This is a genomic window from Pseudomonas sp. UW4 (genome assembly GCF_000316175.1).
Taxonomy (GTDB): domain Bacteria; phylum Pseudomonadota; class Gammaproteobacteria; order Pseudomonadales; family Pseudomonadaceae; genus Aquipseudomonas; species Aquipseudomonas laurylsulfatiphila.
Genome location: NC_019670.1, coordinates 439,231 through 457,331, shown reverse-complemented (window position 1 = coordinate 457,331; position 18,101 = coordinate 439,231). Strand labels below are relative to the sequence as shown.

10 protein-coding genes are annotated in these 18,101 nt (G+C 60.0%); 6 read left to right on the top strand and 4 right to left on the bottom strand.

Annotated features, from left to right (window positions below; translation table 11 throughout):
• Position 1: 1 nt before the first annotated feature.
• Both waaF and glnE read right to left on the bottom strand, forming a co-directional pair.
• Complete coding sequence (waaF, locus tag PPUTUW4_RS02020) at positions 2 to 1,036, bottom strand: lipopolysaccharide heptosyltransferase II (RefSeq protein WP_015093185.1); 1,035 nt, start codon at positions 1,034 to 1,036, stop codon at positions 2 to 4.
• A gap of 307 nt (positions 1,037 to 1,343) precedes the next feature.
• Positions 1,344 to 4,283: a bifunctional [glutamate--ammonia ligase]-adenylyl-L-tyrosine phosphorylase/[glutamate--ammonia-ligase] adenylyltransferase gene (gene glnE / locus PPUTUW4_RS02015; RefSeq protein ID WP_015093184.1), complete on the bottom strand. Its 2,940-nt coding sequence runs from the start codon at positions 4,281 to 4,283 to the stop codon at positions 1,344 to 1,346.
• A gap of 383 nt (positions 4,284 to 4,666) precedes the next feature.
• Between glnE and aceE the strand changes: the two genes are divergently transcribed.
• From aceE to msrA, 5 genes are all read left to right on the top strand, one after another.
• Positions 4,667 to 7,312, top strand: a complete 2,646-nt coding sequence (aceE, locus tag PPUTUW4_RS02010) for a pyruvate dehydrogenase (acetyl-transferring), homodimeric type (RefSeq protein WP_015093183.1) — start codon at positions 4,667 to 4,669, stop codon at positions 7,310 to 7,312.
• 11 nt (positions 7,313 to 7,323) lie between these two features.
• Positions 7,324 to 9,279 carry a dihydrolipoyllysine-residue acetyltransferase gene (gene aceF, locus PPUTUW4_RS02005; RefSeq protein WP_015093182.1) on the top strand — a complete coding sequence of 652 codons (1,956 nt, stop codon included), beginning with the start codon at positions 7,324 to 7,326 and terminating at the stop codon, positions 9,277 to 9,279.
• Positions 9,280 to 9,548: 269 nt separating this feature from the next.
• Complete coding sequence (locus PPUTUW4_RS02000) at positions 9,549 to 10,943, top strand: alkaline phosphatase D family protein (protein WP_041474767.1); 1,395 nt, start codon at positions 9,549 to 9,551, stop codon at positions 10,941 to 10,943.
• 228 nt (positions 10,944 to 11,171) lie between these two features.
• Positions 11,172 to 13,865: a GGDEF and EAL domain-containing protein gene (locus tag PPUTUW4_RS01995; protein ID WP_015093180.1), complete on the top strand. Its 2,694-nt coding sequence runs from the start codon at positions 11,172 to 11,174 to the stop codon at positions 13,863 to 13,865.
• A 183-nt stretch (positions 13,866 to 14,048) separates the two neighbouring features.
• Positions 14,049 to 14,699 carry a peptide-methionine (S)-S-oxide reductase MsrA gene (gene msrA / locus PPUTUW4_RS01990; protein WP_015093179.1) on the top strand — a complete coding sequence of 217 codons (651 nt, stop codon included), beginning with the start codon at positions 14,049 to 14,051 and terminating at the stop codon, positions 14,697 to 14,699.
• A gap of 120 nt (positions 14,700 to 14,819) precedes the next feature.
• On the opposite strand, the gene rlmJ is transcribed toward msrA, so the two are convergent.
• Complete coding sequence (gene rlmJ / locus PPUTUW4_RS01985; RefSeq protein ID WP_015093178.1) at positions 14,820 to 15,659, bottom strand: 23S rRNA (adenine(2030)-N(6))-methyltransferase RlmJ; 840 nt, start codon at positions 15,657 to 15,659, stop codon at positions 14,820 to 14,822.
• A gap of 207 nt (positions 15,660 to 15,866) precedes the next feature.
• On the opposite strand from rlmJ, the gene PPUTUW4_RS01980 reads away from it, so the two are divergent.
• Positions 15,867 to 16,361, top strand: coding sequence for a DUF2165 domain-containing protein (locus tag PPUTUW4_RS01980; RefSeq protein ID WP_015093177.1), 495 nt, complete (start codon positions 15,867 to 15,869; stop codon positions 16,359 to 16,361).
• Between the two features lie 81 nt (positions 16,362 to 16,442).
• Here the strand turns inward: PPUTUW4_RS01980 and putP are convergent, their stop codons facing one another.
• Positions 16,443 to 17,927 carry a sodium/proline symporter PutP gene (putP, locus tag PPUTUW4_RS01975; RefSeq protein ID WP_015093176.1) on the bottom strand — a complete coding sequence of 495 codons (1,485 nt, stop codon included), beginning with the start codon at positions 17,925 to 17,927 and terminating at the stop codon, positions 16,443 to 16,445.
• Positions 17,928 to 18,101 lie beyond the last annotated feature (174 nt).

Sequence of the window (18,101 nt, the reverse complement as noted above, 5' to 3'; positions counted from 1 at the left end):
GCTATTTGACCTCGACCACAGTGCCTTGCAACCGCTGCAAGGCTTCGTTCACCGCCTGCGGCATGAGCTGGCGCAGGCAGTTGTAATGGCCGAAACGGCAGGTGCGATCGAAGCACGGGCTGCACTCGATGCCCAGGCGTACGATTTCGACATGCTCGGCCAACGGTGGCGTGAAACCCGGCGACGTCGAGCCGTAGACCGCGACCAGCGGGCGGTTCAGCGCAGCGGCGACGTGCATCAGGCCGGAGTCGTTGGACACCACCGAGTCGGCACAGGACAGCAGGTCGATGGCTTCGGCCAGCGAGGTGCCGCCGCTGAGGTTGACCGATTCTTCGCGCAGGCCGGGAATCAGCCGCGCGCGGATCTCTTCGCCCACAGCGTGGTCGTTTTTCGAACCGAACAGCCAGACTTGCCAGCCTTCACGAATCTTCGTTTCGGCGACCTTGGCGTAATGCTCCGACGGCCAGCGCTTGGACTCGCCGAACTCGGCGCCGGGGCACAGGGCCAACACCGGACGGTCGAGGGTCAGGCCGAACCTGGCCAGCGCCGCCTCGCGGGTGACCGGGTCGATCTGCAACGTCGGACGCGGATAGGGTTTTGGCAACTCGACGCCCGGCTCGTAGGCCAGGGCCATGAAGCGCTCGATCATCAGCGGATAACGATCTTTGTCCAGCGTGCGCACGTCATTGAGCAGGCCGTAGCGAAATTCGCCACGCCAGCCGGTACGTTTCGGGATGCCGGCAAAGAACGGCACCAGCGCCGACTTCAGGGAATTGGGCAACAGGATCGCCTGGTCGTACTGGCCGGCCAGGGATTTGCCGATGCGCCGGCGCGTCGCCAACTCCAGCACGCCATGACCGAGCGGAAAGCTCAAGGCCTGGCGAACTTCGGGCATGCGTTCAAGAATCGGCCGGCTCCACTCGGGGGCCAGCACGTCGATTTCGCACTGCGGGTGGCGTTGCTTGAGACACTGGAAAAGTGTCTGCGCCATCACCATGTCACCGACCCAACTGGGCCCAACGATCAGAATTTTCATGTGGTTTCCATAAACGAACCGGGGAGGCCTACGCCTCCCCGCCTCGAGAATCTCTGCGGGAGCATGCTGGCTTGCGATGGGTCATCACCTTCAACATTGCTGTCGACTGTCACTCCGCTATCGCGAGCAGGCTCGCTCCCACATTGGGTATTGGTGTACTTCGATCGGCATGACACTGCAGATCTACTGTGGGAGCGGGCTTGCCCGCGATGAGGGCGTCACATCCGAACATCAATGGTGACTGTGCCTCCGCTATCGCGAGCAAGCTCGCTCCCACAGGGGTATCGGGCGTATCAAAAATCCCGTTTCAGTTTAACCCCAGCTCACGCCAGATCCGCATGACCTGCTGCCGTTCGTCCACGAACTGGTCGGCCGGTATCACCCCCGGGTTCTTCTGCAGAGCCTGCCGGTGGGCGGCGGAACGGTATGCTTTATACGCTTCACGCAACAGGCTGGCATCTTCGACGGGCATCAGCCCTTCGTGCTCCAGCTCTTCCAGAATGCGGATGTTATCGGTCCAGCGCAGCAATGGCGGGTGTGTTTCAGACCATGCCAGGGCCGCGTATTGCACCATAAATTCAATATCGACGATACCTCCGGCGTCCTGCTTGATATCGAACGGCGCCGTGGCTTCGAAGGCATTTGCCCCGGTACCGGCCGCCGTGCTCTTGCTGCCAAGATTATCGCGCATCTTGGCGCGCATCTCGCTGACCTCCTGGCGCAGGGTCGGCAAATCACGCGTCTTGCCCAATATCGCGGCACGGACTTTCTCGAAGGCCTGGCCGACATCCTGACTACCCACCAGCACCCGCGCCCGCACCAGCGCCTGATGCTCCCAGGTCCAGGCTTCGTTCTCCTGATAACGGGCAAACGCCCCCAAAGAACTCACCAGCAATCCCGACGCACCGGACGGCCGCAGGCGCATGTCCACTTCATACAACTGCCCGGAGTTGGTCTGCGCCGTCAGCAGGTGAATGATCCGCTGCCCCAGACGGGTGAAAAATTGCGCGCCGTCGATGGGTTTTGGCCCATCGGTTTCAGCTTGCGGATCACCGTCGTGGATGAACACCAGGTCCAGGTCCGAACCATGCCCGAGTTCCAGGCCGCCGACTTTCCCATAACCGACAATGATGAAGCCGGGATCGCACAAGGTCCCATCGGTGCGTAGCGGCGTGCCGTACTTGGCCACGGTCTGGCGCCAGGCCAGTGCGAGCACCTGTTCAAGAATCGCTTCGGCGAGCCAGGTCAGGTAGTCGCTGACTTTCATCAGCGGCAGGCTGCCGGCGATTTCCGATGCAGCCACCCGCAAGCGGTGCGCCAGCTTGAAGTGACGCAGCGCTTCCATTTGCTGTTCGAGGTCGTCCTCGGGAATCCGCGTCAGGCGCTCGCGCAACTCGGCTGCCAGTTCTGGTGCCAGTGGCGGCTTGAACAGTCGACCTTCGTTGAGCAATTCGTCGAGCAGCAGCGGGAAACGGGTGATTTGCTCGGCGATCCACGGGCTCGCGGCGCACAGCGTCAGCAAACGCCGCAAGGCGCCAGGGTTCTCGGTCAGCAGCACCAGGTACGCGGAGCGACGGGCCACGGCTTCAACCAGCGGCAACACGCGTTCCAGCACCAGATCCGGATTGGCATGTTCCACGGACTGCGCCAGCAAACGCGGAATAAACGCATCGAGACGCTCGCGCCCCAGACGCTGCATCGCCCGCAACTGCGGACTGCTGCGCAAGCCGGCCAAGGCTTTCAAGGCCTTGGGCGCATCCTTGAACCCACCCTCTTCCAGTTGGCGGCAAGCGGCCTCATCGTCCTGAGCCTCTTCCCACAGCGGCAACCACTCACCGCCGACCACCACTTCGCTTTCGGCACCCTGCTCTTCGTCGGGATCGGCGATCACCTGCCCGAAGTGCCAGGCTACGCGGCCACGCCAGTACATCAGTTGTTCGTGGAAAGCCGTCCAGTTGGCGAAACCCAGCATAAAGGCAATGCGCGCCTGATCCTGCTCGCCATCTGGCAACATTTGCGTCTGGCGGTCAGCGATCGCCTGAATCGCGTGTTCGGTGTAACGCAGGAATTCGTAACCTTCGCGCAGCTCGCTGATCACTGCCGGCGGCAGATAACCCTGACCTTCCAGCGTGCTCAGTACCTTTAATAGCGGGCGCTGCTGCAAGCTCAGATCGCGGCCGCCGTGGATCAGCTGGAACGCCTGGGCGATGAACTCGACTTCGCGAATACCGCCAGAGCCGAGTTTGATGTTGTCGGCCATGCCCTTGCGCCGCACTTCCTGCTGGATCAACTGCTTCATGGTGCGCAGCGCTTCGATGGCCGAGAAGTCCAGGTAACGTCGGTAAACGAACGGCCGCAGCATGTCTTGCAGTTGCGCGCCAGCCACCTGGTCACCGGCCACCACCCGCGACTTGATCATCGCGTAGCGTTCCCAGTCGCGACCCTGGTCCTGGTAATACTGCTCCAGCGCATTGAAGCTCAGCACCAGTGCGCCCGCCGAGCCGTAGGGGCGCAAGCGCATGTCGACGCGGAACACAAAGCCGTCGACGGTCATCGGGTCCAGGGCCTTGATCAGCCGCTGGCCCAGACGAATGAAGAACTCCTGGTTATCCAGCGCGCGCTTCACGCCGACGGTTTCGCCACCCTCGGGATAGGCGAAAATCAGGTCGATGTCCGATGACAGGTTCAACTCCACGGCACCGAGCTTGCCCATGCCGAGGATGACCATCTGCTGCGGCTCGCCGCTGCGCCGCCCGGTCGGCACGCCGAACTGCTGGCAATGCCGCACGTACAACCACTGATAGGCCTGATCGATGCTGGCATCGGCCATGTCCGAGAGGTCGCGGCAGGTCTGGATCAAATCGGCCTGGCGGGTCAGGTCGCGCCAGATGATCCGCACCTGGTGGCGCGCGCGCTGGCGGCGCAGGGCACGGCCAAGCAGATCGTCGGTCTCGGCCGTGCTCACGGCGGCCGCGATCTGCGCGCACAATTCACCGGGCCCGTAGCTGCGGTCCAGCTCACCGGACTGCACCAGCTGCAGCAACATCAAAGGGTCACGTACAGACTGTTCAATCACGAAATCGCTGACGGCAGTGACGCGGGCGAATTGCGCCCAGCGCTCTGGCGACCAGGCAGACAGCCCGTGGTCATCGTCCAAAGTGGCGACGGCAGCCCGGAACGACTGCTCGGCGCGGGTGACAAACGGCAGGAGAATGGCCGGCAGTTCGGCAAGCGAAGGGAGGCTCATGGTCTATCCTTGATCGGCGTACAACGGACTGCATGTAGTGGTTTGCGAAAACCCACTACCTGAAGGAGTGTCGAACAAAAGTTAGAAATAGCTGAAATTTCTTTTATTTTGGCAGCCAGCATCAAGCTTTTACCTTTTGTAGTTGGAAAAAGACCAACCTTAACGATTATTCTCACAACGCAGCCGGGGGCCACAAGCCGCTCATCTGTAGTTTTACTACTCGTATATACATTAGACGGGCTGAAATGCCGGATGATTTGTAGTAAAACTACACGCCGCCGGAACAACCTGTCGGCAATCCAAGAATTCATAACGTCTGCCCACAAGGCCAGTCGCTAACTCAGGCAACCGATTCTGGTAGCCTTTCCGCCCTGGAGCAAGCCATGCAAGACCTCGATCCCGTCGAAACCCAGGAATGGCTGGACGCCCTGGAATCGGTTCTCGACAAAGAAGGCGAAGACCGTGCTCACTATCTGATGACCCGTATGGGTGAACTGGCGACCCGCAGCGGTTCGCAGTTGCCTTACGCAATCACCACGCCTTACCGCAACACGATCCCCGTTACCCACGAAGCACGCATGCCTGGCGACCTGTTCATGGAACGCCGCATTCGCTCGCTGGTACGCTGGAACGCGATGGCCATGGTGATGCGTACGAACCTGAAAGATTCTGACCTCGGCGGTCACATCTCCAGCTTCGCTTCCAGTGCGACCCTTTATGACATCGGCTTCAACTACTTCTTCCAGGCCCCGACCGACGAACACGGCGGCGACCTGATCTACTTCCAGGGCCACACCTCGCCAGGCGTTTACGCCCGCGCATTCATGGAAGGCCGCATCACCGAAGACCAGATGAACAACTTCCGCCAGGAAGTCGACGGTCAGGGCCTGTCGTCCTACCCGCACCCTTGGCTGATGCCTGACTTCTGGCAGTTCCCGACCGTATCCATGGGTCTGGGCCCGATCCAGGCGATCTACCAGGCACGCTTCATGAAGTACCTGGAACACCGCGGCTTCATCCAGCCAGGCAAACAGAAGGTCTGGTGCTTCCTGGGCGACGGCGAGTGCGACGAGCCGGAATCCCTGGGCGCGATCTCCCTGGCCGGCCGCGAGAAGCTGGACAACCTGATCTTCGTCATCAACTGCAACCTGCAGCGCCTCGACGGCCCGGTTCGCGGCAACGGCAAGATCATCCAGGAACTCGAAGGCGTGTTCCGCGGTGCTCAGTGGAACGTGACCAAAGTCATCTGGGGCCGTTTCTGGGACCCACTGCTGGCCAAGGACGTCGACGGCATCCTGCAACGCCGCATGGACGAAGTCATCGACGGCGAGTACCAGAACTACAAAGCCAAAGACGGCGCGTTCGTGCGTGAACACTTCTTCAACACGCCGGAACTCAAGGCGATGGTTGAAGACCTGTCCGACGACGAGATCTGGAAACTCAACCGTGGCGGCCACGACCCGTACAAGGTCTACGCGGCGTACCACGAAGCGGTCAACCACAAGGAACAACCGACCGTCATCCTGGCCAAGACCATCAAGGGTTATGGCACCGGTGCCGGCGAAGCGAAGAACACCGCGCACAACACCAAGAAAGTCGATGTCGACAGCCTGAAGTTGTTCCGCGATCGTTTCGACATCCCGGTCAAGGACGACGAACTGGAAAACCTGCCGTTCTTCAAACCGGAAGAAGGCAGCGCCGAAGCCCGTTACCTGAGCGAGCGCCGTACCGCACTGGGCGGTTTCGTGCCTCAGCGTCGTGCCAAGAGCTTCAATATCCCGACTCCGCCACTGGACACCCTCAAGGCAATCCTGGACGGCTCGGGCGACCGTGAAATCTCCACCACCATGGCCTTCGTGCGGATCCTCGCGCAACTTGTCAAGGACAAGGAAATCGGCCCGCGCATCGTGCCGATCATCCCGGACGAAGCCCGTACCTTCGGTATGGAAGGCATGTTCCGTCAGTTGGGCATCTACTCCTCCGTCGGCCAGCTCTACGAGCCAGTCGATAAAGACCAGGTGATGTTCTACAAGGAAGACCAGAAGGGCCAGATCCTCGAAGAAGGCATCAACGAAGCGGGCGCCATGAGCTCCTTCATCGCTGCCGGTACTTCGTACTCCAGCCACAACCAGCCAATGCTGCCGTTCTACATTTTCTACTCGATGTTCGGCTTCCAGCGTATCGGCGACCTGGCCTGGGCCGCTGGCGACAGCCGCACCCGTGGCTTCCTGATCGGCGGCACCGCCGGCCGTACCACCCTGAACGGTGAAGGCCTGCAACACGAAGACGGTCACAGCCACCTGCTGGCTGCCACCATCCCGAACTGCCGCACCTACGATCCAACCTACGGCTACGAGCTGGCGGTGATCATTCAGGACGGCATGAAGAAGATGACCGAAGAGCAACAGGACGTCTTCTACTACATCACCGTGATGAACGAGTCGTACCAGCAGCCAGCCATGCCGGCCGGTGCCGAAGAAGGCATCAAGAAAGGCATGTACCTGCTCGAGGAAGACAACCGCGAAGCGGCGCACCACGTTCAGCTGATGGGCTCCGGCACCATCCTGCGTGAAGTCCGTGAAGCCGCGAAGATCCTGCGTGAAGAGTTCAACGTCGGCGCCGACGTGTGGAGCGTTACCAGCTTCAACGAACTGCGTCGCGACGGCCTGGCCGTAGAGCGCAGCAACCGTCTGCACCCTGGCCAGAAGCCTAAGCTGAGCTACGTCGAAGAGTGCCTGAACGGCCGCAAGGGTCCGGTCATCGCCTCTACCGACTACATGAAACTGTTCGCCGAGCAGATCCGTCAGTGGGTACCGTCCAAGGAATTCAAAGTCCTGGGCACCGACGGTTTCGGCCGCAGCGACAGCCGCAAGAAACTGCGTCATTTCTTCGAAGTCGACCGTCATTTCGTGGTGTTGGCAGCCCTGGAAGCACTGGCTGACCGTGGTGACATCGAACCTAAAGTGGTGGCCGAGGCCATCGCCAAGTTCGGTATCAACCCGGAAAAACGCAACCCACTGGACTGCTGAGGAGAGATTCTGTGAGCGAACTCATTCGCGTACCTGACATCGGCAGCGGTGAAGGTGAAGTAATTGAACTGTTTGTGAAGGTAGGCGACCGTATCGAAGCCGACCAGAGCATCCTGACGCTGGAATCGGACAAGGCGAGCATGGAAGTGCCTGCGCCGAAGGCCGGTATCATCAAGAGCCTGAAAGTGAAGCTGGGCGACCGCCTGAAAGAAGGCGACGAACTGCTGGAGCTGGAAGTCGAAGGTGCCGCTGCTGCAGCCCCTGCGGCTGCCGTTGCACCGGCTGCCAAGGCTGAAGCCAAGCCGGCTGCTGCTCCTGCAGCTGCCGCCCCTGCTGCTGCGCCGGCTGCCGCCAGCGTTCAGCAAGTGCACGTGCCGGACATCGGTTCGTCGGGCAAGGCCCAGATCATCGAGATCCAGGTCAAGGTCGGCGACACCGTTGCGGCTGATCAGTCGCTGATCACCCTGGAATCCGACAAGGCCAGCATGGAAATCCCGTCGCCTGCCGCTGGCGTGGTCAAGGCCATCAGCGTCAAGCTCAACGACGAAGTCGGCACCGGCGACCTGATCCTGGATCTGGAAGTGGCGGGTGCTGCGGCACCGGCTGCCGCCCCGGCCCAGGCTGCCGCTCCAGCTGCTGCAGCTGCACCGGCACCTGCAGCAGCTCCGGCTGCACCGGTTGCCGACAGCGTCCAGGACATCCACGTTCCGGACATCGGTTCGGCGGGCAAGGCCAAGATCATCGAAGTCCTGGTCAAGGCCGGCGACACCGTCGTGGCCGACCAGTCGCTGATCACCCTGGAATCCGACAAGGCCAGCATGGAAATTCCATCGCCAGCCGCTGGCGTGGTGGAAAGCGTTTCCATCAAGCTCGATGACGAAGTCGGTACCGGCGACCTGATCCTCAAACTGAAAGTCAAAGGCGCTGCCCCGGCTGCTGCACCGTCACCTGCCGCTGCTGCTCCGAGCGCTCCTGCTTCGGCTCCAGCCGCTGCTGCACCTGCCGCCGCACCTGCTGCCCCGGCTGCCGCTCCAGCCAAGCCGGGCGCGAAAGTTCACGCCGGCCCTGCCGTGCGTCAACTGGCCCGTGAGTTCGGCGTCGAGCTGAGCGCCGTGGGCGCCAGCGGTCCGCACGGTCGCATCCTGAAAGAAGACGTGCAGGTTTACGTCAAGGCCATGATGCAGAAGGCCAAGGAAGCACCGGCCGCTGCTGGCGGCGCAACCGGTGGCGCCGGCATCCCGCCGATTCCGGTCGTGGACTTCAGCCGCTTCGGTGAAATCGAAGAAGTGCCGATGACCCGCCTGATGCAGGTCGGTGCTGCCAACCTGCACCGCAGCTGGCTGAATGTGCCGCACGTGACACAATTCGATTCGGCGGATATCACCGAACTCGAAGCGTTCCGTGTTGCCCAGAAAGCCGTTGCAGAGAAGGCCGGCGTCAAGCTGACCGTCCTGCCGTTGCTGCTCAAGTCCTGCGCGCACCTGCTCAAGGAACTGCCGGACTTCAACAGCTCGCTGGCACCAAGCGGCAAAGCGATCATCCGCAAGAAGTACGTGAACATCGGCTTCGCCGTCGACACCCCGGATGGCCTGCTGGTACCGGTCATCAAGAACGTCGACCAGAAGAGCCTGCTGCAACTGGCTGCCGAAGCCGCTTCCCTGGCTGAAAAAGCCCGGACCAAGAAGCTTTCGTCGGACGAGATGCAAGGCGCCTGCTTCACCATTTCCAGCCTGGGCCACATTGGCGGCACCGGCTTCACGCCGATCGTCAACGCGCCGGAAGTGGCAATCCTCGGTGTTTCCAAGGCCACCATCCAGCCAGTCTGGGACGGCAAAGCCTTCCAGCCGAAACTGATGCTGCCACTGTCGCTGTCCTACGATCACCGTGTGATCAACGGCGCCGCTGCTGCACGCTTCACCAAGCGTCTGAGCGACCTGCTGGGCGACATCCGCACCATGCTCCTGTAATACCGACCGGCCCTCCTTCACCGGAGGGCCGATCGCGTTCCACGTTTCCGAGCGCCACGCTCGTACCTCAACCCCGCCAATTTGGCGGGGCTTTTTTTGCCTGAAGTTATTGTTTCAACACCTTCCTACATTTGTGGCTGATATCGCCCACAACTTGAATCCATTTCTGCCGAGTATTTATTCAGGCCAAATAATTAGTCTTGGCTGAACACCCAATTACATCCGAAACAACCAACTTCCTGATTAACTGGCAGCGAATGGACTCAAGCATGCTAAAACCAACTGTCGGCCCGATTATTGGCCACACAACAACTAATCACGCGCGTATTCTTGTACGCGGCCAAGCGCAAAACAGTGCACCCGTATTTGCCGGAATTCGTTACCGGCAGTCCGGGCATGAACAATGGCTTAATAGTGTCTTTGCAAGGCTGACATACCTGCAGGACATGTCCGATGTCATTGTTCTCAATAACCTGGCAGCCGATACCGAGTACGAATACCAGGCCGGCTGGTTCAGCACCCAGAGTACCGAACACACCGCGGATTCGCTGCAGGAACTGCCGCTGCAATGGCCACCAGAGCTCTATCGCTTGCGCACCCGGTCTGGCGCCGCCGGTACACCACAAGCCTATTTCGTCGGCTCATGTCGTTACCTGCGGATGACAGCTGGCATCCCTTCGGCACCACAACAGGGTGACCGGATATTTGCCTCGATGGCACAACTGGCAGAGCAAGCCGACCCACCGGTCAGCGCAGTACTGATGACTGGCGACCAGATCTATGCCGATGACTTGAATTTTTTTGCGCCTGACCGCGAATATCAGCAAATACTCGCAAAATACCATGCGGCTTTCTCCCAGCCGCATATTTCCAGGTTAATGGCCAACGTATCGACTTACATGATCCTCGACGATCATGAAATTAAAGACAACTGGCCGGACAAGAAAAGTTCGACCGACGAGGCCTTATACAAAAACGCCATCACTGCATATGAGTTATATCAAGCCAGCCACAGCCCGGCATTTGAATTACTTGACGATGGCCGGATCAGCCGGATCCCGAATCACTACTGGTATCAGTTCGCCGATGGCGATATCGAATGGTTCGTCACCGATAGTCGCACCCGGCGCAACTTGTCCGCCGATGATCGACGCATGCTTGATCTCGAACAGGAACATGCCTTGTGCCAATGGCTGATCAACAGCCCGGCCCGGGTCAAGCTGGTGATTACCAGTGTGATGTTCTTTCCCGACGCCAAACACGATGGGAATGACGCCTGGGCCGGTTTTCCCGGGCAACGATTGCGGTTGCTGGAGTTCATTCGTTCACACCGACTGAAGAATGTCATTTTCGTTTCCGGTGACATCCACGCCTCCTTGACCAGTCGACTGACCCACAGCGAAGACCCGGACTTCGAAATGCACACCATCGTGTCGTCGCCATTGTGCAACACCAAACTGCTGCCCTATGCCAGTCAATCCAGCTTTATCCTCGACCGGCCGCTGGCACGGAACACTGCAGGCGAATATCGGCAGGAATTGACCGGCATGGTCATCAGCCAGGATAACTTCGCGCACCTGATCATCGATGCAGAGCGCATTCAGGTGAATTACCACGATCGGGATGGCAAGTTGCTGCAATCGACAGACATCAATTTGCGCTGATGGCAAAAATTGCAGCCTTCGAGACGCCCCCTCAAGGCTGCGACCTGATCAAAAGCCGTACTTTTTTGGGAAACTGCAGAAATCTTCGAGCCTGCCGACATATTCTTATAGCACTTAGCCTTCATCTCTCTTGTCAGTCGGTGTCGCAATGATGCAACCTTGCCGCAGGCAACAGTAAAGAGGGCGTGAGCCCAGCGCGTTCAGCATATTCGAAGCGAGTTTCCCTCCATGAAAAGCCAACCCGATGCCGCCAGCCGTATGGTGGCCGAGGTAGTGACGCAGTTGCCTGTGCCCTCGCGGCTCGGCATGCTGCGTTTCGAACGGCTTAATGAACCCAGCTGGGCGCTCCTGTTTCTCGACCCCAATTGCGAGCGCCAGTTCGGCCTGCCGGCCGTGGAGCTGTGCGCACTGGTGGGTTCGCCCTACGCCAGCCTGATGGAGCCGGAAGCGCGCTATCAACTTCATGATGCGGTCCAGCACCAGCTGACTCAAAGCACGCATTACCTGATCCGCTACACCCTGCACACGGCCTCCGGTTCCCTGAATCTGCTGGAACTGGGCGAAGCCTACAAACAACACAATCGGCACCTGCTGCGCGGCTACTTGCTGGTCATTGACGGCCTGTACGAGGATGACCCGCTGCAACCGGCCCTGGATCTGGAAACCCGGAACTCGCGCCTGCAAATCGCCCTGGAGCTCAATCAGCGCGCCCAGCAGGAGCAGCTGCTGCATCTGGACCGGGTGCGTGCCCAGCAGGACCTGATCCTGCTGCTTACCCGTCAGCGCTACAGCAGCAACAACTCCTTGCGCGAAGCCGCCGAGCTGATCACCCGCAGTGCCTGCGACATTTACCAAATCGACTGCGCCAGCCTGTGGAGCCTCGAAGGTTCGATGCTGGTGCCGATCTCGGCCTATCACCGCACGAATCAGGAATACCTGCTGCCGCAGCCGATCGACGTCAGCGTGTTCCCCGATTACCTCGACGCCCTGCACACCGGTCGCGCCATCGACGCCCATAACGCCATGCGCGACCCGCGCACCCGGGAAATGGCCGAAAGCCTGCGCCCGCGCGACGTCAACGCGATGCTCGACGCCAGTATCCGTGTCGACGGCCAGGTGGTCGGCGTGCTGTGCCTTGAGCAAACCGGTGCCACCCGTGCCTGGCAGTCGGATGAAATCGCCTTCGCCGGCGAACTGGCCGACCAGTTCGCCCAGGTCATCAGCAACCACAACCGGCGAACCGCTACCAGCGCCCTGCACCTGTTCCAACGTGCGGTCGAGCAAAGTGCCAACGCCTTTCTGCTGGTCAACTGCGACGGCGTGGTGGAGTACGTCAATCCGAGCTTCACCGCAATCACCCAGTACTCCACCGAAGAAGTGCACGGTCAGCGCCTGTCGGAACTTCCAGCCCTGGAAAACCTCAGCGAACTGCTGTTCGACGCGCCTTCGGCACTGGCCAAGAGCAACAGCTGGCAGGGCGAATTCAAGAGCCGCCGGAAAAACCTCGAACCCTACTGGGGCCAGTTGTCGATCTCCAAGGTTTATGGTGACAACCGCGAGCTGACCCACTACATCGGCATCTACGAAGACATCACCCAGACCAAGCTCGCTCAGCAGCGTATCGAGCGCCTTGCCTACACCGACAACCTGACCAACCTCGGCAACCGCCCGGCGTTCATCCGCAACCTCGATGAACGCTTCGCCCGCGACAACGACGCGCCGATCAGCCTGTTGCTGGTGGACATCGACAACTTCAAGCGGATCAACGACAGCCTCGGCCACCAGACTGGCGACAAATTGCTGATCAGCCTGGCCCGACGCCTGCGCAACAGCTTGATCCCGAGCGGCAGCCTGGCGCGATTCGCCAGTAACGAATTCGCCGTGTTGCTGGACAACAGCGACCTCACGATGGGTCAGCAGGTGGCCAATCAGTTGCTGGCGACCCTCGACAAACCAATGTTCGTCGACAACCAGTTGATCAGCGTCACGGGCTCCGTGGGCCTGGCCTGCGCGCCGCTGCACGGGCGCGACCCGCAAACCCTGATGCGCAACGCCGGGCTGGCGCTGCACAAGGCCAAGGCCAACGGCAAACATCAGGTGCAAGTGTTCACCGAAGCGCTGAACGCCGAGGCCAGCTACAAGCTGTTCGTCGAAAACAACCTGCGCCGCGCCCTGACCCAGAACGAACTCGACGTGTTCTACCAGCCCAAGCTGTGCCTGCGCAGTGGTCGCTTGCTGGGCATGGAAGCATTGCTGCGCTGGGATCATCCGGAAAAGGGCATGATCCGCCCGGATCAGTTCATCAGCGTCGCCGAAGAAACCGGGCTGATCATTCCGATCGGCAAATGGATCGCCCGCCAGGCCTGCCGCATGAGCAAAGCGCTGACCGACGCCGGCCTGGGCAACCTGCAAGTGGCGATCAACCTGTCGCCCAAGCAATTCTCCGATCCGGACCTGGTGGCCTCCATCGCCTCCATCCTCAAGGAAGAAGCCCTGCCGGCTCATTTGCTGGAGCTGGAGCTGACCGAAGGCCTGCTGCTGGAGGCCACCGAAGACACCCACTTGCAGCTCGACCAGCTCAAGCGCCTGGGCCTGACCCTGGCCATGGACGACTTCGGCACCGGTTACTCGTCGCTCAGTTACTTGAAAAAATTCCCCATCGACATCATCAAGATCGATCGAAGCTTCATTCACGAAATCCCGGACAACCAGGACGACATGGAAATCACCTCCGCGGTGATCGCCATGGCCCACAACCTGAAAATCAAGGTCGTGGCTGAAGGCATCGAAACCGCCGAGCAGTTGTCGTTCCTGCGCCGTCACCGCTGCGACGTCGGCCAGGGCTACCTGTTCGACCGTCCGATCCCGGGCAATGAGCTGATCGAAAAGCTCAAACGCTACCCGCGTGGCCCAATCGCCTGACAGACACAGAACCTGTGGGAGCGAGCTTGCTCGCGATAGCGGTGGATCAGTCGACATTGATGCTGAAAGTTATGCCCTCATCGCGAGCAAGCTCGCTCCCACAAGAGTAGTGCGTATCTGGCCGGCATTGGGCACACTGGCAGTCTGTTTATTTACAACCCAACCTGACTGAGAGGACTGATCATGGTTCTGCGCTCGGAAATTCTGGTGAACAAAAACGTGCTCCCTACTAAAGAACAAGCTCTGCCCGGCCGCGAAACCGCGATGACCCTGCCTGAAAAGCACTTTGTGTTTAAAGACACCCCCTTGCTCGGCCCGTTCTTCGAAGATGTCGACTTCGCGATCTTTGGCCTGGGCTGTTTCTGGGGTGCGGAACGCCGCTTCTGGCAGCGTGAAGGCGTGGTCAGCACCGTGGTGGGTTACGCCGGCGGCTTCACGCCAAACCCGACCTACGAAGAAGTCTGCTCGGGCCTGACCGGCCACGCCGAAGTGGTGCTGGTGGTGTATGACAAAGCCAAGGTCAGCTACCAGGAGCTGCTGGCGATGTTCTGGGAACTGCACAACCCGACTCAGGGCATGCGTCAGGGCAACGACATCGGCACCCAGTACCGCTCGGTGATCTACGCCACCTCGCCGGAACAACTGGAAGCCGCGCTCAAGAGCAAAGAAGCGTACCAGGCTGAGCTGTCCAAGGCCGGCCTCGGTGAAATCAGCACCGAAATCGACCAGGCCCCGACCGTCTATTTTGCAGAGACGTATCACCAGCAGTACCTGGCCAAGAATCCGGAAGGCTATTGCGGGATCGGCGGTACGGGCGTGACCTGCCCGATCTGATTACTGTAGGAGCGAGCTCGCTCGCGAAAAACCAAACGGCGCCGCTGGGCACCTGGTTTTACGCGTTAACGTTCACGAACATCGTCGGAACGCCGCCCGGAGCTAGTTCGCTCCTACAGATCAACTCTCGGCAATCAACCAATCCATCCGCCACCCACCCTGGGTCTGTCCAAGCTTTTCGGACAACCACGGCAGCAGCTCACGCAACTCTTCCTCCAGCCCCCACGGCGGATTGGCAATCGCCAACCCGGAGCCATTCAGGCTGTTCGGCGTATCCAGCGGATGCACCAGCAACTCCACCCGCAACAACTTCGGCGCACCTGTACCGGCCAGGTCCTGGTAGAAACGACGCAGCGCACGCTGATCCTTCACCGGGTACCAGATCGCCGCCACGGTCTGGCGCATCCGGCCAATCGCTTCCTTGAGCGACGCGGCACAACGCTGCATCTCGTCGAGCTTCTCGAACGGCGGATCGATCAACATCACCGCACGCTTCTCCGGCACCGGCAGCAAGGCCCGCGACACATGCCAGCCTTCGCCCAGGTGCACCTTGACCCGACGATCGCCGGCCATGTTGTCCTTGAGCAGCACGCCGTCTTCCGGGTGCTTCTCGTTGAGCAACACACGGTCCTGCGGACGAGTCAAACGTCGCGCCAGCTCCGGCGACCCCGGGTAATAGCGCAACTGGCCATCCGGGTTCATTTCGTGCAGCACCTGCATGTAATCAGCGGTCAGGATCGGCAGATCCGGCTGATCCCACAAACGCGCAATGCCTTCCAGGTACTCACCGGTACGGCTGGCCTGGTCACCCTGAAGGTCATACAGACCGATGCCGGCATGGGTGTCGAGATAGGCAAACGGCTGCTCCTTGCGCGACATCAGGGCGATGAGGCGGGTCAAGGTCAGGTGTTTGAACACATCGGCGTGATTGCCGGCATGGAAGGCGTGACGATAATTCATGGTTGCTCCTGCGAAGGCCGGGAAGTTTACCTTTTACCGGCCGGCAAGTCAGGGGTTGGCGACTGAGCGGACACTTCAAGCATTCATAGCGGCAACAAGCACACACCATCACTCGACAAATTCAGAAGCGCCTCACAACAGGAAGACTCCCGAACCGGCAAACCGGTGTGATAGCGTTCTTTGTCGAAAAGAGCAAAGGACGCACAAATGACCATTCGCTACGCAAAGATTGCAATGACCCTGGCGCTCGCCGCATTCGCCTTCATGACCGTGTTCAACAACATCACCGACTACGCTTCCAACTTCAACTTCGTCCGGCATGTGCTGAGCATGGATACCACCTTCCCTGACAACGCCGCCCGGTATCGCGCAATTGATCTTCCTTGGGTGTGGCATGGGGCTTACTGGCTGATCATCCTTGGCGAAGCCATTACCTGCGGACTTCTTGGCTACGGCGCACTGCAACTCTGGCGCTCACGGTCAGCCGGTGGGCATGAGTTCAGACAGGCCAGGAAGTGGGCCGTAGCGGGTTTGACGACCGGGTTTTTCGTGTGGTTTTTCGGCTTCATGGTTGTTGGAGGTGAGTGGTTTCTGATGTGGCAATCCGATATTTGGAATGGTCAGGACGCAGCCTTCAGGTTCTACATGGCAATACTGGGCGTGCTGATCTTTCTGAATCAGCCCGATACCGATCTTGACTGATCCCCAATAAAAAACGGCCCGCACCATAAAGCTGCGAGCCGTTCTTTTATCAGGGACGGGAAGCGTTCCCCCCATCACTCATCACTTGTTCAGACGATAATCACGCTCTGCAGCCTCAAAACGCTGGAACATGCCGGCAGTCGGCGTGCCCATCTTGCTGACGAAGTAGATCGCCAGGCTGGCGAAGATGAAGCCCGGGATGATTTCGTACAGGCCCAGCAGTTCGAAGTGCTTCCAGACGATCACGGTGATCGCGCCGACCAGGATACCGGCCAGTGCGCCGTTGCGGGTCATGTCTTTCCAGATCACGGAAATCAGCACGACCGGACCGAATGCGGCACCGAAGCCGGCCCAGGCGTAGCTGACCAGACCCAGTACACGGTTTTCCGGGTTGGACGCCAGGGCGATCGCCACCAGGGCAACCAACAACACCATGGCACGGCCGACCCAGACCAGTTCCAGCTGCGAAGCGGATTTACGCAGGAAGGTCTTGTAGAAGTCTTCGGTCAGGGCGCTCGAGCACACCAGCAACTGGCAGCTCAGGGTGCTCATCACCGCAGCCAGAATGGCCGACAGCAGGATACCCGCGATCCATGGGTTGAACAGGATCTTGGCCAGCTCGATGAACACACGTTCGTGGTTCTCGGTGACTGCGCCAGCCACGTCCGGGTGCGCCGAGAAATAGGCGATACCGAAGAAGCCCACAGCCACGGTGCCGCCCAGGCACAGGATCATCCAGGTCATGGAGATGCGACGGGCGTTGGCAATCGATTTCACCGAATCAGCCGCCATGAAACGCGCGAGGATGTGCGGCTGACCGAAGTAGCCCAGACCCCAGCCCATCAGCGAGATGATGCCGATGAAAGTGGTGCCCTTGAGCATGTCGAAGTTGCTTGGATCTTGCGCTTCGATGGCCAGGAAGGTGGTGTCGACACCACCGGTTGCCAGCAGCACGATGATTGGCGTCAGGATCAACGCGAAGATCATCAGGGTGGCTTGTACGGTATCGGTCCAGCTTACGGCCAGGAATCCGCCGATAAAGGTGTAGGCAATCGTCGCCGCAGCACCGGCCCACAGCGCCGTCTCGTAGGACATGCCGAAGGTGCTTTCGAACAGACGGGCACCGGCCACGATGCCGGAAGCGCAGTAGATGGTGAAGAACACCAGGATCACGACCGCGGAGATGATCCGCAGCAGGCCGCTTTTGTCTTCGAAACGGCTGGCGAAGTAGTCCGGCAGGGTCAGCGCATCACCGTTGTGCTCGGTTTGCACGCGCAGACGGCCGGCGACGAACAGCCAGTTCAGGTAGGCGCCGACGATCAGGCCGATGGCGATCCAGCTTTCGGAAAGACCGGACATGTAGATCGCGCCGGGCAAGCCCATCAACAACCAGCCGCTCATGTCGGAGGCACCGGCGGACAGTGCAGTCACGACGCTGCCCAAGCTGCGACCGCCCAGAATGTAGTCGGAAAGGTTGTTGGTGGAGCGATAGGCCATCAAGCCGATCAGCACCATTGCTGCGATGTAGATCACGAACGTGATCAGGGTTGGATTGCTTACGCTCATTAAGTTACGCCCTGGCTTTGTTTTTATGTAGCGGCGGCTGGTGAACCGCTCGCAAACGCATACGTTTGACAGACGATCCGGATTCCCGCGCATTTATGACTGATGTTTCCCCAGGAAAGCCATCAGCCGGAGCACCCGGTTTCTGTCCGGGTTGCACCTTGGGCGCGAATGCTA